This is a genomic window from Allobosea sp. RIT-PG3_2, from assembly GCF_057321085.1.
This window is the reverse complement of the sequence record NZ_JBXWCA010000013.1, coordinates 90,538-117,251: the sequence shown is the minus strand read 5'-3', so window position 1 is coordinate 117,251 and position 26,714 is coordinate 90,538. Positions and strand designations below refer to the sequence as shown.

Sequence of the window (26,714 nt, the reverse complement as noted above, 5' to 3'; positions counted from 1 at the left end):
AGGATGGAGACATCGATGGCGAACACCGCACCGACCACGCGCCCGCGCGTGCCTAACTTCTCGTCCGGCCCCTGCGCCAAGCGCCCCGGCTGGACCCTCAAGGGCCTTGCCGACGCTCCGCTCGGCCGCTCGCACCGCGCCAAGATCGGCAAGGACAAGCTGAAGGCCGCGATCGACCTCACCCGCGAGGTGCTGCAGATCCCCGCGGATTACCGCATCGGCATCGTGCCCGCTTCCGACACCGGCGCCGTCGAGATGGCGCTGTGGAGCCTGCTCGGCGCCCGCGGCGTCGACATGGTCAGCTGGGAGAGCTTCGGCGCCGGCTGGGTCACCGATGTCGTCAAGCAGCTGAAGCTTTCCGACGTCCGCACCTTCGACGCCCCCTATGGCGAACTGCCGAACCTGCGAAAGGTCGACACCAGGAACCGCGACGTCGTCTTCACCTGGAACGGCACCACCTCCGGCGTGCGCGTCGTCGATGCCGGCTGGATCGCCGATGACCGCGAGGGGCTGACCATCTGCGACGCCACCTCCGCCGCCTTCGCCCAGCGCCTCGACTGGCAAAAGCTCGATGTCACCACCTTCTCCTGGCAGAAGGTGCTCGGCGGCGAGGCCGCGCATGGCATGATCGTGCTCTCGCCCCGCGCGGTCGAGCGGCTCACGACCTACAAGCCGGCCTGGCCGCTGCCGAAGATCTTCCGCATGACCTCGGGCGGCAAGCTGATCGAGGGCATCTTCTCCGGCGAGACGATCAACACGCCGTCCATGCTCGCGGTCGAGGATTATCTCGATGCGCTGAACTGGGCGAAGAAGGTCGGCGGGCTCGACGGGCTGGTGAAGCGCGCCGATGCCAACGCCCGCGTCATCGCCAAGTTCGTGCGCGAGAACGACTGGATCGACTTCCTGGCCGTGAAGCCGAAGACCCGCTCCAACACCTCGGTCTGCCTCAAGTTCACCGACCCGGCCGTGACCGCGCTGCCGGCGGATGCGCAGGCGGCCTTCGCCAAGCAGGTGGTGTCGATCATCGAGAAGGCCGGCGCCGGCTACGACCTCGGCCACTACCGCGACGCCCCTCCCGGCCTGCGCATCTGGTGCGGCGCGACCGTGCAGGCGCGCGACGTCAAGGCGCTGCTGCCCTGGATCGAATACGCCTTCGCCGAGGCCAAGGCGGGCTTGAGCAAGAAGGCGGCCTGATCAGGCCGTCCGCGACGCTCTCCCTCTCCCCTTGGGGGAGAGGGTCGGGGTGAGGGCAGCGCGACGTTGATCGTTAGCCCTCCTCCCGCCAACGTTTCCGACCCGCGCAGCCCTCATCCGTCTCGGCTGCGCCGAGCCACCTTCTCCCCCGAGGGGAGAAGGGAAGCAGCCCCTCCCCTTTCACGCGCCGAACGCTCCCCGTGCAGCGCCGCGCCGCCGGAGCCATCCTCATGACAGCCCCCAAAGTCCTCATCTCCGACGCCCTCTCGCCTGCCGCCGTGCAGATTTTCAAGGATCGCGGTATCGAGGTGACGTTCGATCCCAATCTCGGCAAGGACAAGGACAAGCTCGCAGCGATCATCGGCGACTATGACGGCCTCGCCATCCGCTCGGCCACCAAGGCGACCGCCAAGCTGCTCGAGCAGGCGAAGAACCTGAAGGTGATCGGCCGCGCCGGCATCGGCGTCGACAATGTCGAGATCCCCGCCGCCACCGCGCGCGGCATCATCGTGATGAACACGCCCTTCGGCAATTCGATCACCACCGCCGAGCACGCCATCGCGATGATGTTCGCGCTCGCCCGCCAGATCCCCTCGGCGGATATCTCGACCCAGGCCGGGAAGTGGGAGAAGAACCGCTTCATGGGCGTCGAGATCACGGCGAAGACGCTGGGCCTGATCGGCGCCGGCAATATCGGCTCGATCGTCGCCGAGCGCGCCATCGGCCTGAAGATGCGCGTCATCGCCTATGACCCCTATCTCTCGCCGGAGCGGGCCGTCGCTTTGGGCGTCGAGAAGGTCGAGCTCGAGGACCTGCTGAAGCGCGCCGATTTCATCACGCTGCACGTCCCGATGACCGAGAAGACGAAGAACATCCTCTCGGCCGAGAACCTCGCCAAGACCAAGAAGGGCGTGCGCATCATTAACTGCGCCCGCGGCGGCCTCGTCGACGAGCAGGCTCTTGCCGACCTCATCAAGTCCGGCCATGTCGCGGGCGCGGCCTTCGACGTGTTCTCGCAGGAGCCGGCGGAGCAGAACCCGCTCTTCGGCCTCGACAACGTCGTCTGCACGCCGCATCTCGGCGCTAGCACCAACGAGGCGCAGGAGAACGTCGCCCTGCAGGTCGCCGAGCAGATGAGCGACTATCTGCTGAAGGGCGCGATCACCAACGCGGTCAACTTCCCCTCGATCTCGGCCGAGGAAGCCCCTCGCATCAAGCCGTTCGTGGCGCTGGCGGAAAAGCTCGGCTCCTTCCTCGGCCAGCTCACCGAGGCGGCGGTCAAGGGCATCCGCATCGAGTATGAGGGCGCCGTCGCGGACCTCAACCTCAAGGCGATCTCGGCCGCCGCGATCACCGGCGTGCTCAGGCCCTTCCTGCCCGAGATCAACATGGTCAACGCCGCGATGATCGCCAAGGAAAAGGGCATCGTCGTCGAGGAATTGACCCGCGAGGTCGCCGGCAATCTCGAAAGCGTCATCCGCATCGTCGTCGAGGCCGAGGACATGCCGCGCCACGCCTCGGGCACGGTGTTCCAGGACGGCAAGCCGCGCATCGTCGAGATCCGCGACATCCAGGTCGATGCCGAGTTCGCGCCGCACATGCTCTATGTCCGCAACGCCGACAAGCCAGGCTTCATCGGCCAGTTCGGCTCGCTGCTCGGCGGCGCCGGCGTCAATGTCGCGACCTTCTCGCTCGGCCGCGACAAGCCGGGCGGAGACGCGATCTGCTATGTCGCCGTCGACGAGCCGATCTCGGACGAGCTGCTCGCGAAGATCCACGAGATCCCGATGGTCAAGCGCGCTCGTCGACTCAGGTTCTGATCGTGCTCAACCCCCTGCGCGCCATCGTCGCCTCCCGCCAGGAGGCGGCGCTGGATCGCCGCGCGTCCGATAGGACGCGATAACGGTGATCCACGCTTTTTGTCATCGCATCGGATTGATCCGAAAAGTGGATTCCACTTTTCGGTCCGATGCTATGGAGCCGATCCGCTTCGAGGTCCGCCGCGACGAGGCGGCGGGCCTCTGGTACGCCATGGACACCGGCGAGCTCGGCATCGTCACCGAGGCCGAGTCGCTCGACGCCCTACGCGAGCGGCTGAAGCAGCTCCTGCCGGAATGCTTCGGCATCGAGAACTGCCCGGTCGAGCTCGCGCTCTGCGACGACGCGCCGGACGCCTAGGCTCAGACCGTCACCACGATCTTCCCGAACTGCTCGTTCGACTCGAGATAGCGATGCGCCGCGGCGATCTCGTCGAGCGGGAAGCTGCGCGCGATCACCGGCTTGAACGCCCCCTCCGCCACGCCGGCGAGGATGAAGGCCTTCGCCGCGGCGAGCTTCGCCGGGTCGCGCGTGATCTCGTGGACGAGATAGCCGCGCAAGGTCAGGCTCTTGCCCAGCACGGCCGGCAGCGGGAACGGCGTCGGCAGAGGGCTCAGGCCCCCGTACTCGACGAGGATGCCGCCCGGCGCCATCGCCGCCGTCAGGGGCTCCAAGATCGGCCCGCCGACGGCATCGAGGACGACGCGGAGACCAGAACCACCCGCCGCAGCCTCCAGCCGTTCCGCCAGCCCCTCGCCTTCCGATAGCACCACGGCCGCCGCTCCATGGGCCATCAGCGCCTCGCGCTTGGCCGCGGAGCGCGTCACGGCAACCGGCAGCGCGCCGATGCGATTGGCGATCTGGATCGCGGCGAGGCCGACGCTGCTCGACGCCGCCGTGATCGCCACGGCCTCGTCGGCCTTCAGGCCAGCCAGATCGACCAGCGCGCCATAGGCGGTGAGGAAGGCCATCCACAGCGCCGCAGCACCCTCCCAGCCGAGATCGGGCGGATGTTTCACCGCCAGTTCCGCCGGCACGCGGATCAGCTCGCCATGGACGGGCCAGCGCAGCATCGAACGCGGCGGGATGAGGCTGACCGCATCGCCCGGCTTCAATCCCTCGACGCCGTCTCCGACGCTTTCGACGATCCCGGCCGCTTCCAGCCCGAGCCCCGAGGGCAGCGTCGCTGTCTCGATATAGCTGCCACGCCGGAGCAGCGCCTCCGCCCGGTTGAGGCCGAGCGCCTTCGTCGCGATGCGAACCTCGCCCGGCCCCGGCGGCAGCACCTCGACCTCCTCGATCCGCAGCACCTCCGGCCCGCCCAGCTCCGAGAAACGAACAATTCTTGCCATGACTTCATTCCAAACGATTTCGAATGAAGCGATTGTCTGCGCCACCAGCCCAACGATAAAGTCGCGTGTGCTTTGCAGATCAGAAACCATTGGTTCCGAAAATGGATCGCCTCACCAGTATGGAAGTCTTCGTCCGGGCGGTCGATCTCGGCTCGTTTGCGGCGGCGGCCGAAACGCTCGATCTCTCCGCGCCGATGGTCGGCAAGCATGTCCGCTTCCTGGAGGAGCGGCTGGGTGCGCGGCTTCTGAACCGGACGACGCGCCGTCAGAGCCTGACGGATGTCGGCCGCGCCTATTACGATCGCTGCCGCACCATCCTGACCGAGACGGCAGCAGCCGAAGCCCTCGCCGGCGACCATCTCGGCGAGCCGAGCGGACGATTGCGCGTGACGATGCCGGCGCATTTCGGCCGGCGTTGCGTCGCGCCGGTGCTGTTCGGGCTGGCTCAGCGCTATCCGCGCCTCGAACTGGAACTCTCCTTCGGCGACCCGATCGCCGATCTGGTGCAGCAGGGCTATGATCTCGCCATCCGCACCGGCACGCTGGAGGATCGCTCCGGTATCGTCGCCAGGCGCATCGCCCGCCAGCCGATGCTGCTCTGCGCCGCCCCGGCCTATCTCGAACGTCACGGCACGCCTACGGGACTGGACGATCTCGCGCAGCATCAGGCCATTCTCTATGGCCGTGCCGGCTGGGTCCGGCCCTGGCAGTTTCCGCAGGCCGGCCTGCTGCCGCTGGAGATCGCGCCATCCGGGCGGCTGCGCTTCGACGATCTCGACGCGATGGCCGATGCCGCCGTCGCCGGGCTGGGGCTGTCATGGCTGCCGGCCTGGCTGATCCGCGACCGCTTGCGCTCGGGCGAATTGGCCGTCGTCCTGCCCGACCAGCCGCCCTTCCTCTATGACGGCTATGCGCTCTGGCCGCAAAGCCCGCTGCTGCCGCTCAAGGTCCGCGTCGCCGTCGACGAGCTGGCGAAGGCCCTGCCGCCGCTGATGGCGTGAGCCTGCCCGGTGTCGCCGGGCTGCTGCCGCAACCATGCCTCAATGTCCCCTCCCTTGTGTTGGGCGCCATCACAGAGGATCGCCCATGCCTGCCCGCCTTCGCCTTGCCGCCACGGCCCTCGCCTGCCTCGTCGCCCTGCCTGCCCTCGCCGATTGGGACCGGGCCAGGCTCGACAAGGAGATCGTCACGATCGAACAGCAGTCGAAGGGCCGGCTCGGCGTCGCCCTCATCGACCTCAAGGACCGCAAGCAGTGGTCGCATCGCGGCGCCGAGACCTTCCCGATGCAGAGCGTGTTCAAGCTGCCGCTCGCCGTCGCCGTGCTGCAGCAAGTGGAGGCCGGCAAGTTCAAGTTCGACCAGCCGATCACCGTCACGCGCAAGGATTTCTCGCTGTTCCGCAGCCCGCTGGTCAAAGCCTTCAAGGGCGAGCGCAACGACTACCCGCTCAGCGAGCTGATCCGCCTCGCCGCCGGCGAGAGCGACAACACTGCCGCCGACCTGCTGATGCGGGAGATCGGCGGGCCGCAGGTGGTGACGAAGATGCTGCGCGACGGCGGCATCACCGGCATCTCGGTCGACCGCTACGAGCGCCAGTTCCAGCCGGAGATCTATGGGCTGCGCGGCTTCGCCTGGGGCGAGACGGTCGATGAGCAGCGCTTCCGCGCCGAGCTGAAGGCAATGAACCCCCAGCCGCGCACCGCCGCGCTCTCGGCCGCCTTGAAGGACAAGCGCGACGCCGCGACGCCCGAGGCGAGCGCCCTCTTCCTCGAGGCCTTTGCCAAGGGCAACTGGCTGCGCCAGCCGGCCCATGCCGCCTTCCTCGAGAAGGTGATCTCCGAGAGCAAGATCGGCGCCGACCGGATCAAGGCCGGCCTGCCTGCGGGCTCGCGCCTCGCCCATCGCACGGGTCTCGGCCTGACGGTCGACGGCATCAACCACGCCACCAACGACATCGGCATCGCGACGCTGCCGGACGGCCGGCGCTTCGCCATCGTGGTCTACCTCGCCGGCTCGCGCGCTGATGCCAAGGAGCGGGAAGCGGCTCTGGCGGACGTGGCGCGGCTCGCGGTTTCGGCGCTGCGCTGACAAGGGCAGCGCATACCCTGACGTCATGCTCGGGCTTGACCCGAGCATCTCGGAAACCAGTGCCTTCTCGTCCTGAGATTCTCGGGTCTTCGCTCCGCTTCGCCCGAGAATGTCGGCAGTTGTCGACGAAAGAACTTCCCTACCGCCCCAGCCGCTCGGCGATGAAGATGCCACCGAGCACCAAAGCGAGCGCGAGCGCGTGGTAGAGGCCGAAGGGCTCGCCGATGATCAGCACGGCCAGGATCGGCGCGAAGACCGGCACGAGATTGACGAAGACGCCGGCCCGGCCGGGCCCGATGATCTCGATGGCGCGCATGAAGAACAGCTGCGACAGCAGCGAAGGCCCGATCACCGTGAAGGCCAGGATGCCCCAGCCCGTCGCGGTCGGGGCGTGGAATTTGCCGAGCGCGATCTCGCCGACGAGCAGCGGCAGCGAAACAAGGCAGGCAAAGCAGGCGACCGCCGCGAAGAAGACCAGCCCCGGCATCGCCGGCCGGTTGCGGATGGCGACGGTGTAGCCGGCATAAAGCACGCAGGCGAGGATCATCAGCAGGTCGCCGGCAGCGAAGCGAAAACCGGTCAGGACATGGATGTCGCCGCGGCTCGCCGTGACGGCGACGCCGAGCAGCGTGACCGCGACGCCGAGCGCCTGCATGGTGCCGATCGGCGTGCGATAGGCCAGGAAGGCCCCGACCAGCACGAAGACCGGGATCGAGCCCTGCAGGATGCCGATATTGATCGCCGAGGTCGAATAGGCGGCGAGATACATCAGCGTGTTGAAGGCGGTGAAACCGAGGATGCCGAGCAGGGCGACGAAGCGCCAGCGCGCCAGCAGCACCGGCCAATAGGCCCGGATCTGATGGCGCAGCAGGAACGGCATGATCGCGCAGACCGCGATCCAGCGGAACGAGGTCAGCGCCATCGGCGAGATGTTGCCGACGGCGAGCCGGCTCGCCACGGCATTGCCGGCCCACATCAGCGTCGTCAGGATCATCAACAGATAGGCATTGGCCCAGGCGCGTTGCAGCCAGGTCGGGGAAGGGTGCACGATTCCGCCCTGTTCCGGGAAAGGGCTCTTGCAATACCCTTGCGCGAGCCCGGTCTCATATGAGATGCGGCGCAAGCCTGACCGTCGCCCTGCGCATCCCTGCGGACATTTCTCGATGATCAAAACCAATTCCCGCCCGCTCCGCCTGCTTTTCGTCGACGGCAACACGCGCGAGCATCGAGAAGGGCTGCGGGAGGCTTACGGCATGGCCTATGGCGAAGCCTATGCCGCCGAGATCGCGGCGATCGCACCCGGCATCGTCTCCGACATCTGCCTGCCGGCCGACGAGGGCGCCAACCTGCCTGACGGCGCGGGGCTCGAATCCTATGACGGCGTCTTCCTGACCGGCTCGGCCCTCCACATCTACGAGACCGAGCCGGCGGTGACGCGGCAAGTCGAACTGATGCGGTCGATCTATGCCAGCGGCACGCCCTGCTTCGGCTCCTGCTGGGGCATCCAGATCGGCTCGGTCGCGGCGGGCGGCACCGTCACCGCCAACCCGAAGGGCCGCGAGGTCGGCTTCGCCCGGCGGATCACGCCCACAGAAGCGGGCCGGAACCACAAGCTGCTCGAAAGCAGGCCTGCCGCCTTCGACGCCCCGGCGATTCATCTCGACACCATCGCCCTGCCCGCGCATGGCACGACGATCCTCGCTTCCAACGCCTACAGCCAGGTCCAGGCCGCCGAGATCAGGCATGGCGGCGGCACCTTCTGGGGCGTGCAGTACCACCCCGAATTCCCGCTGAAGCAGGTCGCCTCGATCCTCGGGCGCATGGTGCCGCTCCTGATCGAGGAAGGCTTCCGGCGCGACGAGGCCTCGACGCAGAGCTGGCTCGGCGATTTGCGCACGCTCGACGCCGAGCCGCAGCGGCAGGACCTCGCCTGGGCGCATGGCCTCGACCGCGAGGTGCTCGACACCGAGCGCCGCGTCACCGAGCTGCGCAACTTCGTCGAGCATCGCATCAAGCCGCATGCGAGCGAGCGCGGTAGGGCCTGAACGCTGGGTGCCAACATCCCGCGGGCATCGTCCCGGGGATCTCTTCCGGAAGGATGCCACATGACCGCGCCGTCATCCCGGGCTTGACCCGGGATCCATGCCGGAGCGCTTCCGGTCGAGGTTCAGGCATGGATCCCGGCTCTCCGCTTCGCTCCGGCCGGGATGACCCGCGCTCCTGGCAGGGCGCAGCCTGCTCCAGCCTTGCCATCCCCATCCGCGCTGGCTAGATCAGCGCCAGCGAGGCCACGACCTCCCCCAACCTGGGCGATGTGCCGGGACGACCCGGCAACTCATGGGGGACCGCTATGGCGTGGCTCTATCTTTTGTCTGCCGGCATTCTCGAAATCGTCTGGGCCTACACGATGAAGCAGTCGGACGGCTTCTCCCGTCCGGGGCCGGCGGCGATCACCATCGTCACCATGATCGGCAGCTTCGCCCTGCTCTCGCTGGCGATGCGCTCCTTGCCGCTCGGCACCGCCTACACGATCTGGACCGGCATCGGCGCGGTCGGCGCCTTCCTCGTCGGCGTCACCGTGCTCGGCGAGGCGCTGACGCCGATGCGCATCGCCGCGGCCGCGCTCATCGTCTCCGGCCTCGTCATGATGAAGCTCTCGGCGAGCTGATGGCGCTTGCCAAACCAGGGTCCGCTTTCTAAGCAGGCCCGGCCTCGGGACGACCCCTGGCCTTCGCTCACATCGGGGACGGCCCCACGGCACGGATTTGTCCGCGCCGTCGCGCAACCTCGTGCAGCGGAGGCCCAGCCTTGGCCAATCCCAGCGACCAGTTCATCGTCAAGACCCTCATCCCCCTACGCCTCGGCGGGACCGACCTCGGCTTCACCAACGCGGCGCTGATGATGGCGCTCGCGACAGTCACGATCGGCGGCGGGCTGATCCTTGCCACTCGCTCGCGCGCGCTGATCCCCGGCCGGGCCCAGGCGCTCGCCGAGATGCTCTACGAATTCGTCGCGCGGACGCTAACCGACGCGACCGGCCGCGAGGGCATGCGCTTCCTGCCGCTGATCTTCTCGCTCTTCATGTTCGTGCTGGTGCTCAACCTGTTCGGCATGGTCCCCGGCGCCTTCACCGTCACCAGCCACATCGTCGTGACCTTCGCGCTCGCCATGCTGGTGATGGCGACTGTTGTCGGGTACGGCGCCTGCCGCCATGGCCTGCGCTTCCTGCGGCTGTTCGTGCCCTCCGACGTGCCGGGCTGGCTTCTGCCCTTCATCACCGTGATCGAGATCGTCTCCTTCCTGTCGCGGCCGATCAGCCTGAGCCTGCGCCTCTTCGCCAACCTGCTCGGCGGCCATATCGCGCTCAAGGTCTTCGGCAGCTTCGTCGCGGCCTTGCTCGCAGCCGGCTTCGGTTACGGGCTGCTGGCGCCGCTGCCGCTGCTGATGACCGTGGCGCTGACGGCCTTCGAGTTCCTGGTCGCGGTGCTGCAGGCCTATGTCTTCACCGTGCTCGCCTGCATCTACCTGAACGACGCGCTGCATCCCGGCCACTAGCCGGCGCCACGCCAAGACCGGGCCCCTCCTGCAAACACAGGACGCTCTCCCCGCCCGCTCGTCCTATCCGCATTCCGGCCCAATTCCGCCTTGGGCGTGCCGAATTCGACCACGCCTATCACGGCCTCGTGATTGCGATCCGGAGGGGACGATTTTGATGAGAAGCCATATTGCCGCTGCCCTGATTCTCGCGCCCGGCCTCGCCAGCGCCGCCGAGACCGAGCTGTCGAGCCGGATCGACCGCGTCACGGTGTATCCCGACGGCGCCGTGGTGACGCGGCTCGGCAAGGCCGAGCTGCTGCAGGGCGTCTCGCAGGTCGTGCTGCGCGGCCTGCCGGCGACCATCGATCCCGCTTCCATCCGCGTCGAGGGCAAGGGCGACGCCGCCTTCTCGGTCGGTGCCGTCGATGTCCGCGTCACGCCGGGCGACGCCAGGCCTGTGCTCGACACGGTGCTGGAGGACAAGCTGAAGGCGCTGCGCGACGACAAGGACAGGCTCACCGGCCAGATCGCCGCGAACGAGGCCAAGCGCGCCACCATCGAGCGCTTCGCCCAGACCGGCCCCGACAAGCTCGGCCCCGACGGCAAGGCCCTGCCCGTAACCGACTGGCCGGCCGTGTTCGAGGCGATCGGCACCGCGCTGGTCAAGGTCCAGGACGAGCTGCGCGGCGTGCGCAACCGCCTGTCCGACGTCGAGGCCGAGATCGCCTCCCTCGAACGCGCCCGTCCGCAAGGCGGCAAGCCGGGTGCGCCCAAGCGCGACGTCGCCATCGCGGTCGAGGCGCCGCAGCCCGTCGCGGCCGAATTCACCGTGAGCTACCGCGTCACTGGCGCGAACTGGACGCCGACCTACGAGGCAAGGCTGACGACGACGGGCGAGAAGCCGGAGATCGCCCTGACGCGGCGCGCCGAGATCCGCCAGCGCAGCGGCGAGGCCTGGGACGATGTGGCGCTGACGCTCTCGACCACGCGCGCGGCCGGCGGCACCCGCGCTCCCGATCTCGCGCCCGTGCAGGTCGCCTTCTTCGAGCCGCAGATCATTGCCGAGGCACGGGCGCGCGCCATGGCGCAAGCCCGCAAGCAGGAAACGGAGCGGGCAGCTCCTGCTGCCGCCCCCGCGCCCCCATCAAATTTCCGTTTCAGCGGTGGAGTTTCGCGCGATGAGTTGAGGGTCGCCGCCGATGCTCAGGTCGCGACGATCGAGGCCGGCGCCTATCAGGCGAATTTCCAGGTGCCGGGCCGCGCCAGCGTCCCGCAGGACGGCGCCGCGAAGACGGTAGTTCTGACGCAGCGCAGGGCGGACGCGACGCTCGCCGCCCGCACCGTCCCGGAGCTGGAGCTGAAGGCCTATCTGGAAGCCGGCTTCACCCATGAGGAGGAGGTACCGCTCCTGCCCGGCCGCGTCGCGCTGCATCGCGACGGCACCTATGTCGGCATGGGACAGTTCGGGCTCGTCGCCCCGGGCGACAAGGTCGAGCTCGGCTTCGGCGCCGACGACCGGATCAAGGTCAGCTACGCCCCGGTGAAGCGGCGCGAGAACGAGCCGAGCTGGCTCGGCCAGACCCGCACGGACCAGCGCGAATTCCGCACCGTGGTGAAGAGCCTGCACAGCAAGCCGGTGAAGATCACGGTGCTCGAGCGCATCCCCTTCTCGGAGAGCAGCGCGATCACGGTCGAGACCATCGCCGCCCTCACGACCCCGCCGACCGAAAAGCAGGTCGGCGATCGCCGCGGCGTCTCGTCCTGGACCTTCGATCTGCAGCCCGCCTCCGAGAAGGAGATCAAGCTGACCTATCGCATCAAATGGCCGGGCGACCGCGAGCTGTCCTACGAGCAGCAGCCCATGCCGGGACCGGAGCCCGTGGCGCGCCCGATGAATTGAAAGGGCGCCGGGCCTCCATCGTCATTCTCGGGCGAAGCCCTCGGGTCCGATCTTCGATCGGCCCAAGGATAAACTCCGCGCAGACCCGAGAATCTCTTGCAGGAAGAGGCTCTGGAGCCCTCACGTCATGAGATGCTCGGGTCAAGCCCGGGCATGACGGCGCCTCCCTTACCCGCGGGCGACCTCAGACCGCCATCTCGACCTCGCGCCTGCGGCCGAGATCGTTCATCCAGGTGCGGAATTTGGGCTGCGCCTCGATCTGGTGGGCGTAGTGCCGCCCGAGCGCCGCGGTCAGCTGTCCCTGCCGGCCGAGTTGCGCGTCGGCGAAGCCGATCATCACCGAATTCGGCCAGGACTGCGGGCGGATTTCGCGCAGCCTTGCGAACAGCGCATCCTCGCCTTCGGTCGGATCGGCCTGTGCCATCAGCGTCAGCATCGCCGCTGTCGAGCGCGAAATGCCCATATGGCAGTGGACCAGCAGATGCCCCTTCACGCGGGCGGCGGCCGTCTCCTGCAGCCCCTCGCCGAAGCGCAGGATCTCCCCGACATGCTCGGGTGCGGGCATGATCTGGCCGGGCCGGGGATCGATGATGTCGTGGAAGCGCAGCGTGACGCGGTGGTGCTCGCCATAGGCGCCGAAAGCATCGAGCTCGGCCCGGTCGGGATCGAGCACCGAGAGCACATGCGTCACCTCGCGCGCGCTGTTGCCGGGCAGCTCGTCGATGCCGCAGATCGTCAGGGTCGAGATGGCGAGGGTCTTCATGGCATGGCTCCGCGGCTGAGCATGCCGCCTAGGTCCGTTCCGCCGATGGCGCAACCGCTGGAAACGACGGGCACCCCTGCAAGCTTGCGGCCGGCATCGTACGACACCGGCCGCCAGGCAATTCTCACTCGGCGGCGATCGCCTGCCAGCCCTGGCCGAGCTCCTGCTCGACGAGGCCGACCCAGTAGCGCGCGCCGGCCGGGATGATCTCGTCGTTGAAATCGTAGAGCGGCGTGTGCAGGCCGACGAAGGAGCCGTCTGGATTGACGCCGTTGCCGATCCGCATGAAAGCGCCTGGGCGCACCAGCATCATCTCGGCGAAGTCCTCGCCGCCCGTACCCGGCCGGAGCTGGCCGTTGACATGCTCGGGCCCGACCGCCGCGCTGGCCGCCGCGACCGCGACCTTGACCTGCTCGGCCTCGTTCACGAGCGGGCTGGTGCCACGATGATAATAGGCTTCCGCCTGGCAGCCCCAGGCCAGTGCCGTCGCCGCCGCAAGCTCGGCGATGCGCCGTTCGACCGTGTCGCGCACCTCCTGCGAGTAGGTCCGCGCCGTGCCGCCGATGACGAGCTCGGAGGGAATGACGTTCGAGGCGTCGACGTCGCCGCCATGGATGTAGCCGACGCTGATCACCGCCGTGTCGAGCGGGGCGACGTTGCGGCCGATGATGCCCTGCAGGCCGAGCACGAAATGCGCCTGCGCATAGGTGATGTCGGTGGAGCGATGCGGCTGCGAGCCGCCATGCCCGCCGACGCCGTGGAAGGTGACCTTCCAGGAATCCGCCGCGGCGAGGAACGGGCCGACCGTGGTGCCGAAGCTGGAGGTCGGCATGCCCGGCGTGTTGTGAAGCCCGTAGATCGCGTCGCAGGGGAAGCGCTCGAACAGCCCGTCCGCCAGCATGGCGTTGGCGCCGCCGCGGCCTTCCTCGGCCGGCTGGAAGATCAGGTTGACCGTGCCGGCGAAATCCCGGTTCTCGGCGAGGTAGCGCGCCGCGGCGAGCAGCATGGTGGTGTGCCCGTCATGGCCGCAGGCATGCATCCGGCCGGGGGTACGCGAGGAATAGGGCAGGTTGGTCGTCTCTTCCAGTGCGAGACAGTCCATGTCGGCGCGCAGGCCGATAGCGCGCGGGCCGGGCCGGCTGCCGCGGATGACGCCGACAACGCCGGTCTGGCCGACATTCTCGGTGACCTCGACACCCCATTCGCGCAAGCTATCGGCGACGAGCTTGGCGGTGCGGTGCTCCTCCAGGCCGAGTTCGGGATGGGCGTGGATGTCGCGGCGGATCGCCGTGAACGCGGCATGGTGCCGGTCGAGCCAGTCGTCGAGCTTGGTCATGATCGATGGTTTCCCCTCTCCTGCGGCGCCGGCATGCATGGTCCCTGCCATCCGCCGCCAACCGCCATTCTAGCCCTTACGCCCGATTGCGGCAGCATTACTGCGCAGATGCTGCAGAGCGGCCATGCTCAGATGGTTTACGAAGCAGCTTCGAGGTCGACGAGAGAGGATTCGCCGCGCCGTCATCCCGGGGCATCGCGGAGCGATGAGCCCGGAATCCAGAACCGACGCTGCGTCTTGATGAGGCACATGTGACCGGCTCGTTTAGCGATATGACGTGTCGGTTCTGGGTTCCGGGCTCGACCCTGCGGGTCGCCCCGGAATGACGGGGAGGTCTGATGGTCTGAGCCATTCACCCTGGCAATGAGACTGTCGGAAAACTTGACCTTCGGACCACATTGGCCCATGAGGGCTTGCAAGGACCTGCCCCGAAACCCCGGCCTTGCGCCGGGGTTTTGCATTTGCGCGGGCCGCTTGCACGGGCAACGCGGAACGTAAAGCAGGGACACCTCGCTCATGGCGAATGTTGTGGTGGTCGGCGCCCAGTGGGGCGACGAGGGCAAGGGCAAGATCGTCGACTGGCTGTCGAGCCAGGCCGATGTCGTCGTCAGGTTCCAGGGCGGGCATAATGCCGGCCATACGCTGGTCATCGACGGCAACGTCTACAAGCTCTCGCTGCTGCCTTCGGGCATCGTGCGTCCAGGCAAGCTCTCGGTCATCGGCAACGGCGTCGTCGTCGATCCCTGGCACCTCGTCGAGGAGATCGCCAAGCTGCGCACCCAGGGCGTCGCGATCACGCCGGACAACCTCCGCATCGCCGACAACGCCACGCTCATCCTGCCGCTGCATCGCGAGCTCGACCATTTCCGCGAGACCTCCAATGCCGGCATGAAGATCGGCACGACCAAGCGCGGCATCGGCCCGGCCTATGAGGACAAGGTCGGCCGCCGCGCCATCCGCGTCATCGACCTCAAGGACGAAGCCCTGCTCGAGGCCAAGATCGAGCGCCTGCTGGCCCATCACAACGCGCTGCGCCGCGGGCTGGGTATCGGCGAGGTCGACGCCGGGGAACTGCTCGGCCAGCTCAAGACCATCGCGCCCGAGATCCTGCCCTATGCCGACACGGTCTGGGCGCTGCTCGACGCCGAGCGCCGCGCCGGCAAGCGCATCCTGTTCGAAGGCGCGCAGGGCGCGCTGCTCGATGTCGACCACGGCACCTATCCCTTCGTCACCTCCTCGAACATCGTCGCCGGCCAGGCCGCGACCGGCTCCGGCCTCGGCCCCTCCGCCGTCGGCTATGTGCTCGGCATCGCCAAGGCCTACACGACCCGCGTCGGCGAAGGCCCCTTCCCGACCGAGCTCTTCGACGAGATCGGCGAGCTGATCGGCACCAAGGGCAAGGAATTCGGCGTCGTCACCGGCCGCAAGCGCCGCTGCGGCTGGTTCGACGCCTGCCTCGTGCGCCAGACGGTGAAGACCTCCGGCATCGATGGCATCGCGCTGACCAAGCTCGACATCCTCGACGGCTTCAAGGAGATCAAGGTCTGCGTCGGCTACAAGCTCGACGGCCAGGTGCTGGAGCATCTGCCGGCCGGGCAGAGCGACCAGGCCCGCGTCGAGCCGATCTACGAGACGATCGAGGGCTGGGAAGGCTCGACGGCGAACGCCCGCTCCTGGGCCGACCTGCCGGCCCAGGCGATCAAGTACGTCCGCCGCATCGAGGAGCTGATCGGCGCCACCGTCGCCGTGCTCTCGACCAGCCCGGAGCGCGACGACACGATCCTGGTCCACAATCCTTTCGAGGGATAAGCCTGCCCTCCGAGGGTTGACGCAGGGCACCATCAGCGACAAGTGAGGCCAATGGCCGACTTCTATCCTATCCTGGCGCGAGCCGTCGCCGGGTTGCCCGACAACTCTCCCGAGGCGCGCCGCGCCATCTTCGATCGGGCGCGGGCGGCTCTCGTTGCGCAATTGCGCGGTCTCGACCCGCCCCTAAGCGAGGCCGAGATCATGCGCGAGCGCCTGGCGCTCGACGAGGCCGTGGCCCGGATCGAAGCCGATCACGACGAGGCGCCCGCCGCGCCGCCTGCTGCCGAAGGCCCGGTGATTCGCCCGGTGGAGGCGGTTCCGCAGCCGCCGCGGCCGCCCGAGCCGAAGAAGCAGCCGGAGTTCGCGCCGCTGCCCGCGGCTACCGGCCAGGACGAGGGCGAACCGCTTCCGGAGCCCGCCCAGCCGCAGATCGCCCGCCCGCGCGTGCTGCCGCCGCGCGAATCGCGGGTGAAACCCGGCCATATCCGCTCGGCCGTCGTGGGAGGCGTCGTCGCGATCGCCGTCGCCGCGATCGCGGCCACCGCGATCTATGTCCACAAGCTGAAGCCGCAGGACGCGCCCCGCACCAACGGCGAAACCGCCGCGCAGCAGGCGCGGCCGTCCCAGCCGGACAACGCCGGCAAGATCTCCGACCGCGTCGGCGAGGCTGGCGCCCCGGCACAGAACCGGCCCGGCAACAATGCCCCGAGCGCCGCGCAGGGTATCCCCGTGCCGCAGCCCGGCGGCGAGATCGCCGTCGCCCAGCGCGCCATCCTCTACACCGAGGTGCCCGAGAACCCGCAGCAGCCGAGGGCGGTCAACGGCCGCGTCTTCTGGCGCCTCGACAGCGAGAGCGCCGGCCAGGGCCGCCCCGTCGAGACGATCGTGCGCGCGACCGTCGAGATCCCGGATGCCGGGCTGAACCTCGATTTCACCATCCGCCGCAACACCGATTCCGCCTTCCCCGCCTCGCACATCATCGGCCTGCGCTTCACCAGCAGCGGCGACCCGGCGACGCAGGCGATCAAGGAGGTCGGCGTGCCGCAGCTCAAGACCGAGGAAGGCGAGCGCGGCGCGCCGCTCTCGGCGATCAACTCCGCGCTCGGCGACAATCTCTTCGTCGCGGCGCTGTCGAACGTGCCGGTCGAGGTCGATCGCAACGTCGATCTCATCCTCAACCGGAGCTGGATCGACGTGCCCGTGCTGTTCACCTCCGGGCGCCGCGGCATCATCACCTTCGAGAAGGGCGTCTCCGGCAGCCAGACGCTGGCCGACGCCTTCGGCCGCTGGCGGTAAAGGCCTCCGCGCCCCGGTTGTCATAACACCCCAGGGCGTTCTGACTACTCTCGGAACCGTCTCGTCATCCCGGGCTTGCCCCGGGATCCATCGGAGGGCGCCGGGGCTCTACGATGGATCCCGGATCGGCGCCGCTTCGCGGCTTGTCCGGGACGACACCGTGTTTCCGCAAGAAATCGATAAGGGGCTCAGCTCTTCCGCTCGGCCGCGAACCGCGCCGCGGCCCTGAGCACATCCGCCTCCGGCCCGAAGCCAACGAGCGCCGCAACCGCCGCGTCGCTCAACCGGTCGCGCTCGCGCTTGGCACCGTCCAGGCCGAGCGCGCCGATCAGCGTGCCCTTGCCCTTGTCCTCGTCCTTCGCGGTCGCCTTGCCCATCCGGGCCGCGTCGGATTCCACGTCGAGGATGTCGTCGGCGACCTGGAACGTCGCGCCGAGCGCCCGGCCGTAGCGGCCGAGCGCCGCCAGCGCACCGGCATCGGCGCCGCCGAGCCGCGCGCCGATCTCGACGCTCGCCGCCAGCAGAGCCCCGGTCTTCATCGCCTGGAGCTGGCGGATGGCGGCCTCCGGCAGCGAAGTCTTCTCCGCCTCGAAACGCCCCTCGGCCGCGAGGTCGAGCATCTGCCCCCCGACCATGCCGCCGAGCCCGGATGCGCGCGCCAGCGTGCTCACCAGCGCGGCACGGATCGCGCCGGAACGATGCGTCGCCTCATCCGCCAGAACCGCGAAAGCCAGCGTCAGCAGCGCGTCGCCGGCAAGGATCGCCGTCGCCTCGTCGAAGGCCTTGTGCACCGTCGGACGGCCGCGCCGCAGGTCGTCGTCATCCATCGCCGGCAGATCGTCGTGAACGAGCGAATAGCAGTGCAACAGCTCGACGGCCGCACCCGCCCGGAGCGCCTGCTCCGTGGCGACGCCGAACAGCCGCGCCGTCTCGATCGTCAGGAAGGGTCGCAGGCGCTTGCCGCCGCCCAGCGCACCGTGCCGCATCGCCGCGACGAGGCGCGGCGGGCGCAGGGTCTCGCCTTCAGCCGGCTCGGCCGAGAGCAGCGTCTCCAGCAGGGTCTCGACAGCCGCCGCATTATCCGCGAGGCGCAGGTCGAGATCGCCATGGCTGGCCGGTGATGTGACGGAACTCATGCGCGGGTCTCGCGTTCGCTGCCGGGACGGGGGCCTTGCCGGACGCTGGCGGCATCGTCAAGCTGCGCCACCATGGCGCAGGGCATGCCGCAGGACTTGGCGCGGGCTTGGCGGCAGGGCTTTGCCGCAGGACATCGAGCCTTGCGCCGATCGATCGACGAGGGGGACGAAGCAAAGTGCTGGGCAGGATTCTCGGCCTCTGCTTCAAGTTCGCCTTCTGGCTGCTGCTGATCCTCATCGCTGCGATCGTGCTCTATCGCTTCGTGCCCGCGCCTTCGACGCTGATGCTCGGCCGCTGGCTAACGCTGCGCTCCGTCGAGCGCGAATGGGTGCCGCTGGCCCAGATCTCGCCGAATCTGATCCGCGCCGTCATCGCCGCGGAAGACCAGCGCTTCTGCAGCCATCGCGGCGTCGACTGGATCGAACTCAACGCTGTTATGGAGGACGAGGACGGGCCCAGCCGCGGCGCCTCGACGCTGACCATGCAGACGGCCAAGAACGTATTCCTCTGGCCCGGCCGCTCCTATATCCGCAAGGGGCTGGAAATCCCGCTGGCGATGGCGATCGATTTCGCCTGGGGCAAGCCACGCGTCATCGAGGTCTATCTCAACGTCGCCGAATGGGGCGAAGGACTGTTCGGGGCGGAAGCCGCCGCGCAGCGCTATTTCGGCAAGCCGGCCGCGCGCCTGACCACGGCCGAGGCCGCGCGCCTCGCCGCCGCGCTGCCGAACCCGCTTCTGCGTGACCCGGCGAAGCCGAATCGCGCCCTGCAGTCCGCCGCTGCCCGCACGCAGCGCCGGGTCGGCCAGCTCGGCACGCTGGGAGACTGCGCCGTACCCGGCTGATCGGGCCGTAATCGCGAGAAATCCGGATTCGGCACTAGCCATCGGCGCCCCGAGCGTGTATGGGCAACGCCTCACGAGATTGATCCGTCGCCGTGGCGGAGGCGAGGCTTTGGCAAGCCTGCGCGTTCGGACGGCGGCACGATGGAGAGTACAATGGCCGTTCCGAAGAGAAAGACGTCGCCGTCGAAGCGTGGCATGCGCCGCTCGGCCGACGCGCTGAAGCAGCCCACCTATATCGAAGACAAGAACTCCGGCGAACTGCGCCGTCCGCACCATGTCGACCTGAAGAGCGGCATGTATCGCGGCCGCCAGGTGCTGAAGGTCAAGGCCGACGCCTGAGGCGTTCCGGCCGGGTGCGGCAGCGATGCCGCTCCCCCGACAGAAGACGTGAACCGGCCGAGAGGCCGGTTTTTCTTTGCCTTGTCGAGTCTGAGTCAGGCGCGTAGGCGCGGCATCCGGCGTGCGGGCACGAGCTGCGCCGCCGCCCGATAACATCCCGCTGCCGATTGGGGCGTCGCCTTCCCCCGGCGCGCGAAGGGGCCGATTTCGGCCCGTGCCGCTGCGGCCTGCAAAAGCACAAGCGCAGATGCGTTGGTGCTGACCACACCCTGCTCCGGCCAAACGCGGGCCTCTGCCATGTATCACTCCGGCACACACAACTTGTGACGGAGCTCAGGCTGCAAATCATTGGCCAGACTTAACGCCCCATTAATCGGAATGACCGCATCGTTTCGAAGCACTTCCCATCATCCGGACAGGGCGACGAAGCACCAGAACGGCGCGGCGTGGGCTGTCTTTCCGAGGCCGAGCGATGCCCACCCCCTCGATCTTCAGCTTCCGGAATGGCGGCCCGGTTGATCCTCGCAGCATCCTCTCCTCGATCGGTGAAGTTGTTTACGGCTGGGACGTCCAGAGCGACTCCCTGAGCTGGGGCCCGAATGTCGCGGATGTGCTGGGTCCGATTCCGGCCACGGTGCTGGCGCGCGGCCTCGCCTTCGCCGGGCTGGTCGAGCCGGGCAGCGGCCCGAGCCGCTATGACGCGATCTTCGGCTCCAGCGAGCACGACCATGGCGACGGCGTGATCTACCGGACCCGCTACGCCATCGACCTCGCCGGCCGCAAGATGTGGGCCGAGGACACCGGCCGCTGGTTCACCGGCAGCGACGGCCGCCCGGCCAGCGCGCGCGGCGTCGTGAGGCTGGAGCGCGCCGCCAGGGCCGACGAGCTGGAGCAGCTCGGCAACGAGCTCTGCGACCGCCCCGCCTTGCTGGAGCACATCGATGCGGCGCTGAAGGAGCACCTCCCGGCCGAGCGGCCGGTCGTCGTGCTCGTCGCGGCGATCGACGAGCTCGCGCGCCTCAACGACGATTTCGGCCATGAGGCCACCGACGAGATCATCAGCACCGTGCATGAGCGGCTGCGCTCGGTCACGCGCCGACGCGACCATCTCGTCCGCTATGCCGGCAACAGCTTCGCCATCCTGCTCGTCGGCTGCCCGCAGGACCAGATCGAATCGGCGGCCCGCCGCTTCATCAAGATCGTCGCCCAATCGGCGATCGAGACCGCGCGCGGCATCGCGCTCGTCCGGCTGCGCGTCGGCGCCGCCAGCGCCCCCGAGCTGGGCAACCATGGCGGCTCGCTGCTGGCCGCGGCCGAGGGAGCGCTCGCGACGGCGCGCGCCGGCGCGATCGATACCGCCGTGACGGCCAAGCCGCGCCCGCGTCGCGACACGGCCGGCGATCAGGTCGGTTTCGACGTGCAGGCCATCGCGGCGCTGAACGAGAGGCGGGTGCGCCTCGCCCTCCAGCCCGTCGTCAGGACCTGCTCACGCGAGCCCGCCTTCCACGAGGCGCTGATGCGGGTCGGCCAGGGCGATACCGGGCTTTATTTCGCCTCGGCCGAGCTGGTTCCGATGCTGGAGCGTCGCGGCCTCGTGCGGCTGTTCGACCATCGCGTGCTCGAGCTCGCCATGGACATGTTGCAGGACGACCCGGACCTCGTGCTGTCCGTCAACGTCTCGCCGCGCTCGCTCACCGACCCCGAATGGCTCGATGCCTTCGTCGCCTGCACCACTGCGGCCACAGACGCGGCATCGCGCCTGATCGTCGAGGTCACCGAGACAGCGACGATCGAGAACCCGGCCCGGATGGGCAAGCTGCTCGGACGCATCAAGGAACAGGGCGCGCGCATCGCGATAGACGATTTCGGTGCCGGCCACACCTCGCTGCGCCATCTGCGCGCCTTCCCGATCGACATCCTCAAGATCGACGGCGCCTTCACCCAGAATCTGCGGCGTTCGACCGACGACCGCTTCTATGTCCGCACGCTCATCGACCTCGCCGGCCATCTCGGCGTCGAGACGGTGGCGGAATGGGTCGATGACGAGATGCAGGCCGCCATGCTGCGCGACTGGGGCGTCACCTATCTGCAGGGGCACCTCGTCGGCCGGGCCGAGCTGCATGCGCCTTCGCAGCATGTGCGCCGGAGACTGGCCACCGGCTGATACGGCGCCGGCGCGACCACACGGAGGAAGAAGTCTCGCCAAGCCGTGCTCAGCGGAGCTCTTCAACACCCCTTCAGCCATGCTCCGGGTGGCCGGAGGCGCCTTTCGAGCGCCTCCGGATGATCGCGTCAATTGGCGGCAAAGCAGTAAAACAGCCCGGCGCTGCCCGTGCTTTTCAGCGCATCCGGGCTGCAGCCGCCGCGCGAAAGATGGGACATGTTCCAGGATTTCGAGGGCGGCGTTTCGTCGAGGCCCGAGCGGTCATGGTGGCCGAGCATCACCGCGCCCTCGGCGCCGCTTCTGGTATAGTTGCCGCAGGTACGGTCCTCGCCTGGGCCGAAAGCGGTGCCGTCGGCTTGCGAGCCCGTCAGCATATCGTGCTCATTGGGCGTGTCGCCGCGGCCTTTGACGGTTTCGCCCTTCTCGTTCAGCGCGGTCTGCTTCGTGAGATTGGTTGCGGCGCCATGCAGATCGGCGACACTGCTGGCGATCACGGCGCCCTTGGCATTTCGCCACGGACCGGCGCCGATACGGTCACGCGCATTGACGGCGGCCACCCCGCCGGCCGCTTGCGTCGACATATAGGCCCGCCAGGTCTTGCTGCCGGCACCGACGGCCTGGGCGAGGCGCTGGCAGATCGCATCCGCACCTGCGAGGCCGCCCAGATCGGCCCCCTTCCCCGAGCCGCTGCTCGTGACGAAAAAAGTCATCTCGCTTGTCTGGGCTTGCGCTGCGCCGGCAGCGAGCGCCAGAAACCCTGCGGCGGCGACCAGCTCGATACACGCTATGCGCATCACTTCGTCCTCCCGTTCATGACCTTGTTCTTGGATACGCCTCGTCCGGTTTCCCCTCGATACCCGGTGGCTGGCCGGAATTGTCTAACACATCCACGGTTCGGGAGCGGAATCGCTACGTCACCCAAGGCCTGTTACAGACCTCGGATGAGTGCGCAGAGGCGCTTTTGGCGGGCGTATTGCCTGCAATGTCTGTTGCGCCGCAATATCGAGACGGTTTAAAGGATGGGCCATAAACTCGGACCCGGTGAAATCCCGGGTGGCTCTTCCGGCCGCCGATCCGCCGGACAACGCAATCACGGACAGTTTCGGTCTCGGCCTCCGCCGGACTTCCGAGTTTGCGCGCCTCGTCCGCCACACCTGCCGGCGGGGCCTCGAAGGCTTCATTCTTCACTATGGCAATCTCTCATCTTCGCAACGAATGGGCGCCCAACGTCACGCGTGAGCTGCTGGCCGGTACGGTCGTCGCGCTCGCTTTGATTCCCGAGGCGATCGCGTTTTCGATCATCGCCGGGGTCGATCCGAAGATCGGTCTTTACGCCTCCTTCTGCATCGCCGTCGTCTCGGCGTTCGCGGGTGGGCGGCCGGCGATGATCTCGGCCGCGACCGGCGCCATGGCGCTGGTCATGGTCACATTGGTCAAGCAGCACGGCGTGCAGTACCTCTTCGCCGCAACAATCCTGACGGGCTTCTTTCAGATTGTTGCCAGCGTCCTGAAGCTCGGAAACCTCATGCGCTTCGTTTCGCGCTCGGTCGTGACCGGCTTCGTCAATGCGCTTGCGATCCTGATCTTCCTCGCGCAGATGCCGGAACTGATCGGCCGAGGACCGACTGTCTATGCGATGACGGGTATCGGCCTCGCGATGATCTATCTTCTGCCGCGGATCACGAAAGCCGTTCCATCCGCGCTGGTGACCATCGTTCTGCTCACCGCCGTGTCGATATATTTCGGCTTCGATATCCGCACGGTCGGCGACATGGGCGCGTTGCCCAGCGAACTGCCATTCTTCGCAATCCCACAGGTGCCGCTCACCGTCGAGACGCTTCAGATCATCACGCCTTATGCGCTGACCCTGGCTATGGTCGGTCTCCTGGAGAGCCTGATGACGGCTGCGATCGTTGACGAGATGACCGACACGACCTCCGACAAGAACCGAGAATGCGCCGGACAGGGCGCCGCGAACATCGTCGCCGGTCTGTTCGGAGGCATGGCGGGGTGCGCCATGATCGGCCAGTCGGTCATCAACGTCTCGTCCGGCGGGCGTGGCCGGCTCTCGACCCTGTGGGCCGGCGCCTTCCTGCTCTTCCTGATCGTCGTGCTCGGTCGCTATGTCGCGCAGATTCCAATGGCGGCGCTCGTCGCGGTGATGGTCATGGTTTCGATCAACACGTTCCAGTGGCGATCCCTACGGTCTCTTCTGGTGCATCCGAAGAGCTCCAGCTTCGTCATGCTCGGCACGGTCGCCGTCGTCGTCTGGACACATGATCTGGCGAAGGGCGTTCTGTTCGGCGTGATCCTCAGCGGACTGTTCTTTGCCCATAAGGTGACGCGCTTCTTCGCCGTCGAAGCCGATCGGCAAGGGGACACCACGGTCTATCGCGTGACGGGGCAGATCTTCTTCGCGACGGCGGAGGCTTTCCACTCGGCGTTCGATTTTCGGCAGGAGGAGGTCCGACGCGTCGTGATCGATCTCAGCGCCGCGCATTTCTGGGACATCAGCGCGATCCACGCTCTCGATCGGGTTGTGCTGAAGTTCCGTCACCACGACGTCGCGGTCGATACCGTCGGAATGAACAACGCTACGGCAACCATGGTCGAGCGTCTCGCTGTGCATGACAAGGAAGGGACCAAGCTCGCTCCCGGCCATTGATCCGCCCCCGGACCAGTCCCGGCGGCTTGCAGTTCGGCCCCGCTGCAACGGAGCGCCTCGATCCCCGGTAGCCAATGAAAAAGCCGCGCCCTCTCCTGCGAGGGCGCGGCTCGGAATCGCCGGGATCGGCTCAGCGCGAGCGGGAGAGCTTGTCCAGGCGCTCGCGCATCTCGTTGAGCTCGCGCTTGAGGTCGCCGAGGTCGCCGGTCGCCGCCTGGGCCGCAGGCTTGGTGCCTTCGGCCGCATCCTGCCGGGCCTGGGCCACCGCCGTGAAGGGGTTGAACAGCCGGAAGGCCTCGGTGAACATCTGCATGTTCGCCCGCGTCTGCGCCTGGATGGCGTCGAGCGCGTTGCCTCCGAACGGCGTGCCGCCGAAGGCCTTGGCCATCTGGTCGCGGAACTTGTTCTGGTCCTTGGTCAAATTCTCCATAGAGAATTCGAGGTATCGCGGCACCAGCGCCTGCATGCTGTCGCCGTAGAACCGGATGAGCTGGCGCAGGAAAGCGATCGGCAGCAGATTCTGGCCGTCCTTTGCTTCCTCGTCGAAGATGATCTGTGCCAGCACCGAGCGCGTGATGTCCTCTCCGGACTTCGCGTCGTAGACCACGAAATCTTCGCCGCCACGTACCAGGCCGGCGAGATCCTCGAGAGTGACGTAGGAACTGGTGCCCGTGTGGTAGAGACGCCGGTTGGCGTATTTCTTGATGACGGTCGGTTCTTTATCGGTGGCCATCAGATCCTTCTTGACGTTGATCCGCGGCCACTGGTGATCCCGGCGTGCTCGGCGGAGCGGTCTCCCTGTCATGACGATAGCCTCTCGGTGCTGCACCGCAAGCTCTTTGAGCGCGCAGTGCAAAAATCTGTCGAAATTGAGATGCGGCCCCTGCCTTCCGGCGTTGCCCACAGCTCCGTGTCCCGCTTCAATCCCGGAAATCGCTGCCCGCCCGTCTTGACGGCGTCGCGGCGGACTTCGAAGGTGGCGATGAGCGGCTGAACCGGCGGGAGCGGTGCGGCGGCAGTAACAACAAAGCGAGGACCTCTCTCATGGCAGACTCGGATATCGTGATCGTCAGCGCAGCGCGCACGGCGGTTGGCGCCTTCAACGGCGCCTTCGCCAACACTCCCGCCCACGAGCTTGGCGCCATCGCCATCAAGGAAGCGCTGCGGCGCGCCAAGGTCGACGGTGCCGAGGTCGACGAGCTGGTCATGGGCCAGGTGCTCGCCGCAGGCCAGGGCCAGAACCCGGCCCGCCAGGCCGCCATGGCTGCCGGCATCCCGCAGGAGAAGACCGCCTGGGGCCTCAACCAGCTCTGCGGCTCGGGCCTGCGCACCGTCGCCATCGGCCTGCAGCAGATCGCCAATGGCGATGCCGACATCATCGTCGCCGGCGGCATGGAATCGATGTCGCTCGCCCCGCATGCCTCGCATCTGCGCAACGGCACCAAGATGGGCGACACCAAGTTCGTCGACACCATGATCAAGGACGGGCTCTGGGACGCCTTCCACGGCTACCACATGGGCACGACGGCCGAGAACGTCGCGACCAAGTACCAGATCAGCCGCGAGGAGCAGGACCGCTTCGCCGTCGGCTCGCAGAACAAGGCCGAGGCCGCGCAGAAGGCCGGCCGCTTCAAGGACGAGATCGTCCCGGTGACGATCGCCTCGCGCAAGGGCGACATCATCGTCGACAGCGACGAGTATCCGCGCCACGGCGCGACGATCGAGGCCATGGCCAAGCTCCGCCCCGCCTTCTCCAAGGATGGCACGGTGACCGCCGGCAATGCCTCGGGCCTGAATGACGGCGCCGCCGCGCTCGTCGTCATGACCGCCAAGGAAGCCGCCCGCCGCGGCCTGACCCCGCTCGCCCGCATCGCCTCCTGGGCGACGGCCGGCGTCGACCCGGCGATCATGGGCACCGGCCCGATCCCCTCGACCCGCAAGGCGCTTGAGAAGGCCGGCTGGAAGGTCGGCGATCTCGATCTCGTCGAGGCCAACGAGGCCTTTGCCGCGCAGGCGCTGGCGGTCAACAAGGACCTCGGCTGGAACCCCGACATCGTCAACGTCAACGGCGGCGCCATCGCGATCGGCCACCCGATCGGCGCCTCGGGCGCCCGGGTGCTGGTCACGCTGCTGCACGAGATGGCCAAGCGCGACGCCAAGAAGGGTCTCGCCACCCTCTGCATCGGCGGCGGCATGGGCGTCGCCATGGCGGTGGAGCGCTGAGGGAAGCGCCTCTCCGATGGCGAAGCGCACCACGCTCTATCGCTACCTGACCGGACCCGATGACGCCTCGTTCTGTCATCGGGTCAGCGAGGCGCTGAGCCGCGGCTGGTCGCTCTACGGCCCGCCGTCGCTCACCTTCGACGCGGCGCAAGGCCGCGTCATCTGCGGCCAGGCCATCATCAAGGACGTGGACGAAGCCTATTCGCCCACACTGAAACTATCTGAACAATAACGGCGACAAGCCGCAGG

Annotated in this window: 24 protein-coding genes and 1 other annotated feature; of the genes, 17 read left to right on the top strand and 7 right to left on the bottom strand. The window is 67.9% G+C overall.

Features of this window, described 5'->3' with window-relative positions; translation table 11 throughout:
• Window positions 1-15 precede the first annotated feature (15 nt).
• The 3 genes from AC2FAN_RS26420 to AC2FAN_RS26410 all read left to right on the top strand — a co-directional run bounded on the left by AC2FAN_RS26420 (window position 16) and on the right by AC2FAN_RS26410 (window position 3,372).
• Window positions 16-1,194 (top strand): phosphoserine transaminase, encoded by a 1,179-nt coding sequence (locus AC2FAN_RS26420; RefSeq protein ID WP_485176977.1) that lies wholly within the window; start codon window positions 16-18, stop codon window positions 1,192-1,194.
• A gap of 230 nt (window positions 1,195-1,424) precedes the next feature.
• Complete coding sequence (gene serA, locus AC2FAN_RS26415; protein ID WP_485176973.1) at window positions 1,425-3,014, top strand: phosphoglycerate dehydrogenase; 1,590 nt, start codon at window positions 1,425-1,427, stop codon at window positions 3,012-3,014.
• Window positions 3,015-3,141: 127 nt separating this feature from the next.
• The gene (locus AC2FAN_RS26410; RefSeq protein ID WP_485176972.1) at window positions 3,142-3,372 is read left to right on the top strand and encodes a DUF1902 domain-containing protein; all 231 of its coding nucleotides are present in this window, start codon (window positions 3,142-3,144) and stop codon (window positions 3,370-3,372) included.
• A 2-nt stretch (window positions 3,373-3,374) separates the two neighbouring features.
• Here AC2FAN_RS26410 and AC2FAN_RS26405 read toward each other — a convergent pair whose 3' ends face one another.
• Window positions 3,375-4,364, bottom strand: coding sequence for a zinc-dependent alcohol dehydrogenase family protein (locus tag AC2FAN_RS26405; RefSeq protein WP_485176971.1), 990 nt, complete (start codon window positions 4,362-4,364; stop codon window positions 3,375-3,377).
• A gap of 101 nt (window positions 4,365-4,465) precedes the next feature.
• Here AC2FAN_RS26405 and AC2FAN_RS26400 point away from each other — a divergent pair, with 101 nt between their 5' ends.
• Together AC2FAN_RS26400 and bla are read left to right on the top strand one after the other, a co-directional pair.
• Window positions 4,466-5,365 (top strand): LysR family transcriptional regulator, encoded by a 900-nt coding sequence (locus AC2FAN_RS26400; protein ID WP_485176970.1) that lies wholly within the window; start codon window positions 4,466-4,468, stop codon window positions 5,363-5,365.
• An 85-nt stretch (window positions 5,366-5,450) separates the two neighbouring features.
• Window positions 5,451-6,452, top strand: coding sequence for a class A beta-lactamase (bla, locus tag AC2FAN_RS26395; protein ID WP_265050040.1), 1,002 nt, complete (start codon window positions 5,451-5,453; stop codon window positions 6,450-6,452).
• Window positions 6,453-6,591: 139 nt separating this feature from the next.
• Here bla and AC2FAN_RS26390 read toward each other — a convergent pair whose 3' ends face one another.
• Window positions 6,592-7,500: a DMT family transporter gene (locus AC2FAN_RS26390; RefSeq protein WP_265050041.1), complete on the bottom strand. Its 909-nt coding sequence runs from the start codon at window positions 7,498-7,500 to the stop codon at window positions 6,592-6,594.
• A gap of 115 nt (window positions 7,501-7,615) precedes the next feature.
• Here AC2FAN_RS26390 and AC2FAN_RS26385 point away from each other — a divergent pair, with 115 nt between their 5' ends.
• The 4 genes from AC2FAN_RS26385 to AC2FAN_RS26370 all read left to right on the top strand — a co-directional run bounded on the left by AC2FAN_RS26385 (window position 7,616) and on the right by AC2FAN_RS26370 (window position 11,889).
• A complete protein-coding gene (locus AC2FAN_RS26385; protein WP_476806054.1) occupies window positions 7,616-8,497 on the top strand; it encodes a type 1 glutamine amidotransferase in 882 nt (293 codons plus the stop codon).
• 305 nt (window positions 8,498-8,802) lie between these two features.
• Window positions 8,803-9,120, top strand: coding sequence for a DMT family transporter (locus AC2FAN_RS26380; RefSeq protein ID WP_485176969.1), 318 nt, complete (start codon window positions 8,803-8,805; stop codon window positions 9,118-9,120).
• A 140-nt stretch (window positions 9,121-9,260) separates the two neighbouring features.
• Window positions 9,261-10,007: a F0F1 ATP synthase subunit A gene (locus AC2FAN_RS26375; RefSeq protein ID WP_485176968.1), complete on the top strand. Its 747-nt coding sequence runs from the start codon at window positions 9,261-9,263 to the stop codon at window positions 10,005-10,007.
• A 157-nt stretch (window positions 10,008-10,164) separates the two neighbouring features.
• Entirely contained in the window at window positions 10,165-11,889 is a 1,725-nt protein-coding gene (locus tag AC2FAN_RS26370; RefSeq protein WP_485176967.1) for a mucoidy inhibitor MuiA family protein, read from the top strand.
• 184 nt (window positions 11,890-12,073) lie between these two features.
• On the opposite strand, the gene AC2FAN_RS26365 is transcribed toward AC2FAN_RS26370, so the two are convergent.
• Window positions 12,074-12,652 carry a tyrosine phosphatase family protein gene (locus AC2FAN_RS26365; protein WP_485176966.1) on the bottom strand — a complete coding sequence of 193 codons (579 nt, stop codon included), beginning with the start codon at window positions 12,650-12,652 and terminating at the stop codon, window positions 12,074-12,076.
• A gap of 124 nt (window positions 12,653-12,776) precedes the next feature.
• Complete coding sequence (locus tag AC2FAN_RS26360) at window positions 12,777-13,988, bottom strand: M20 aminoacylase family protein (RefSeq protein ID WP_485176965.1); 1,212 nt, start codon at window positions 13,986-13,988, stop codon at window positions 12,777-12,779.
• A 516-nt stretch (window positions 13,989-14,504) separates the two neighbouring features.
• On the opposite strand from AC2FAN_RS26360, the gene AC2FAN_RS26355 reads away from it, so the two are divergent.
• Entirely contained in the window at window positions 14,505-15,797 is a 1,293-nt protein-coding gene (locus AC2FAN_RS26355; protein WP_485176964.1) for an adenylosuccinate synthase, read from the top strand.
• A gap of 51 nt (window positions 15,798-15,848) precedes the next feature.
• Complete coding sequence (locus AC2FAN_RS26350; RefSeq protein WP_485176963.1) at window positions 15,849-17,093, top strand: histidine kinase; 1,245 nt, start codon at window positions 15,849-15,851, stop codon at window positions 17,091-17,093.
• 188 nt (window positions 17,094-17,281) lie between these two features.
• Here the strand turns inward: AC2FAN_RS26350 and AC2FAN_RS26345 are convergent, their stop codons facing one another.
• Window positions 17,282-18,229, bottom strand: coding sequence for a polyprenyl synthetase family protein (locus AC2FAN_RS26345; protein ID WP_485176962.1), 948 nt, complete (start codon window positions 18,227-18,229; stop codon window positions 17,282-17,284).
• 179 nt (window positions 18,230-18,408) lie between these two features.
• Between AC2FAN_RS26345 and mtgA the strand changes: the two genes are divergently transcribed.
• The 3 genes from mtgA (at window position 18,409) to AC2FAN_RS26330 (ending at window position 21,577) form a co-directional block, all read left to right on the top strand.
• Complete coding sequence (gene mtgA, locus AC2FAN_RS26340; protein WP_485176976.1) at window positions 18,409-19,074, top strand: monofunctional biosynthetic peptidoglycan transglycosylase; 666 nt, start codon at window positions 18,409-18,411, stop codon at window positions 19,072-19,074.
• Window positions 19,075-19,227: 153 nt separating this feature from the next.
• Window positions 19,228-19,413 carry a 50S ribosomal protein L32 gene (gene rpmF / locus AC2FAN_RS26335; RefSeq protein ID WP_265050052.1) on the top strand — a complete coding sequence of 62 codons (186 nt, stop codon included), beginning with the start codon at window positions 19,228-19,230 and terminating at the stop codon, window positions 19,411-19,413.
• Window positions 19,414-19,885: 472 nt separating this feature from the next.
• Complete coding sequence (locus AC2FAN_RS26330; protein ID WP_485176961.1) at window positions 19,886-21,577, top strand: EAL domain-containing protein; 1,692 nt, start codon at window positions 19,886-19,888, stop codon at window positions 21,575-21,577.
• 128 nt (window positions 21,578-21,705) lie between these two features.
• On the opposite strand, the gene AC2FAN_RS26325 is transcribed toward AC2FAN_RS26330, so the two are convergent.
• Window positions 21,706-22,371 (bottom strand): hypothetical protein, encoded by a 666-nt coding sequence (locus AC2FAN_RS26325; protein ID WP_265050054.1) that lies wholly within the window; start codon window positions 22,369-22,371, stop codon window positions 21,706-21,708.
• Between the two features lie 237 nt (window positions 22,372-22,608).
• Window positions 22,609-22,664: a sequence feature (sul1 is cis-regulatory element that is thought to sense ions involved in sulfur or methionine metabolism; They are found in Alphaproteobacteria), on the top strand.
• 102 nt (window positions 22,665-22,766) lie between these two features.
• Here AC2FAN_RS26325 and AC2FAN_RS26320 point away from each other — a divergent pair.
• A complete protein-coding gene (locus AC2FAN_RS26320; RefSeq protein ID WP_485176960.1) occupies window positions 22,767-24,242 on the top strand; it encodes a SulP family inorganic anion transporter in 1,476 nt (491 codons plus the stop codon).
• A gap of 130 nt (window positions 24,243-24,372) precedes the next feature.
• Here the strand turns inward: AC2FAN_RS26320 and phaR are convergent, their stop codons facing one another.
• On the bottom strand, window positions 24,373-24,975 hold the full coding sequence (gene phaR, locus AC2FAN_RS26315; RefSeq protein WP_485176959.1) for a polyhydroxyalkanoate synthesis repressor PhaR: 603 nt from the start codon (window positions 24,973-24,975) through the stop codon (window positions 24,373-24,375).
• Between the two features lie 311 nt (window positions 24,976-25,286).
• Between phaR and AC2FAN_RS26310 the strand changes: the two genes are divergently transcribed.
• Both AC2FAN_RS26310 and AC2FAN_RS26305 read left to right on the top strand, forming a co-directional pair.
• Window positions 25,287-26,465, top strand: coding sequence for an acetyl-CoA C-acetyltransferase (locus tag AC2FAN_RS26310; RefSeq protein ID WP_476806064.1), 1,179 nt, complete (start codon window positions 25,287-25,289; stop codon window positions 26,463-26,465).
• Between the two features lie 16 nt (window positions 26,466-26,481).
• On the top strand, window positions 26,482-26,697 hold the full coding sequence (locus AC2FAN_RS26305) for a DUF1737 domain-containing protein (RefSeq protein ID WP_265050057.1): 216 nt from the start codon (window positions 26,482-26,484) through the stop codon (window positions 26,695-26,697).
• The last annotated feature ends 17 nt before the right edge of the window (window positions 26,698-26,714 follow it).

Coding starts and splice junctions, on each gene's coding strand:
- AC2FAN_RS26420 (WP_485176977.1), top strand. CDS start 16: ATGGCGAACACCGCACCGACCACGCGCCCGCGCGTGCCTAACTTCTCG.
- serA (WP_485176973.1), top strand. CDS start 1,425: ATGACAGCCCCCAAAGTCCTCATCTCCGACGCCCTCTCGCCTGCCGCC.
- AC2FAN_RS26405 (WP_485176971.1), bottom strand. CDS start 4,364: ATGGCAAGAATTGTTCGTTTCTCGGAGCTGGGCGGGCCGGAGGTGCTG.
- AC2FAN_RS26400 (WP_485176970.1), top strand. CDS start 4,466: ATGGATCGCCTCACCAGTATGGAAGTCTTCGTCCGGGCGGTCGATCTC.
- bla (WP_265050040.1), top strand. CDS start 5,451: ATGCCTGCCCGCCTTCGCCTTGCCGCCACGGCCCTCGCCTGCCTCGTC.
- AC2FAN_RS26385 (WP_476806054.1), top strand. CDS start 7,616: ATGATCAAAACCAATTCCCGCCCGCTCCGCCTGCTTTTCGTCGACGGC.
- AC2FAN_RS26380 (WP_485176969.1), top strand. CDS start 8,803: ATGGCGTGGCTCTATCTTTTGTCTGCCGGCATTCTCGAAATCGTCTGG.
- AC2FAN_RS26370 (WP_485176967.1), top strand. CDS start 10,165: ATGAGAAGCCATATTGCCGCTGCCCTGATTCTCGCGCCCGGCCTCGCC.
- AC2FAN_RS26365 (WP_485176966.1), bottom strand. CDS start 12,652: ATGAAGACCCTCGCCATCTCGACCCTGACGATCTGCGGCATCGACGAG.
- AC2FAN_RS26360 (WP_485176965.1), bottom strand. CDS start 13,988: ATGACCAAGCTCGACGACTGGCTCGACCGGCACCATGCCGCGTTCACG.
- AC2FAN_RS26355 (WP_485176964.1), top strand. CDS start 14,505: ATGGCGAATGTTGTGGTGGTCGGCGCCCAGTGGGGCGACGAGGGCAAG.
- AC2FAN_RS26350 (WP_485176963.1), top strand. CDS start 15,849: ATGGCCGACTTCTATCCTATCCTGGCGCGAGCCGTCGCCGGGTTGCCC.
- AC2FAN_RS26345 (WP_485176962.1), bottom strand. CDS start 18,229: ATGAGTTCCGTCACATCACCGGCCAGCCATGGCGATCTCGACCTGCGC.
- rpmF (WP_265050052.1), top strand. CDS start 19,228: ATGGCCGTTCCGAAGAGAAAGACGTCGCCGTCGAAGCGTGGCATGCGC.
- AC2FAN_RS26330 (WP_485176961.1), top strand. CDS start 19,886: ATGCCCACCCCCTCGATCTTCAGCTTCCGGAATGGCGGCCCGGTTGAT.
- AC2FAN_RS26325 (WP_265050054.1), bottom strand. CDS start 22,371: ATGCGCATAGCGTGTATCGAGCTGGTCGCCGCCGCAGGGTTTCTGGCG.
- AC2FAN_RS26320 (WP_485176960.1), top strand. CDS start 22,767: ATGGCAATCTCTCATCTTCGCAACGAATGGGCGCCCAACGTCACGCGT.
- phaR (WP_485176959.1), bottom strand. CDS start 24,975: ATGGCCACCGATAAAGAACCGACCGTCATCAAGAAATACGCCAACCGG.
- AC2FAN_RS26310 (WP_476806064.1), top strand. CDS start 25,287: ATGGCAGACTCGGATATCGTGATCGTCAGCGCAGCGCGCACGGCGGTT.
- AC2FAN_RS26305 (WP_265050057.1), top strand. CDS start 26,482: ATGGCGAAGCGCACCACGCTCTATCGCTACCTGACCGGACCCGATGAC.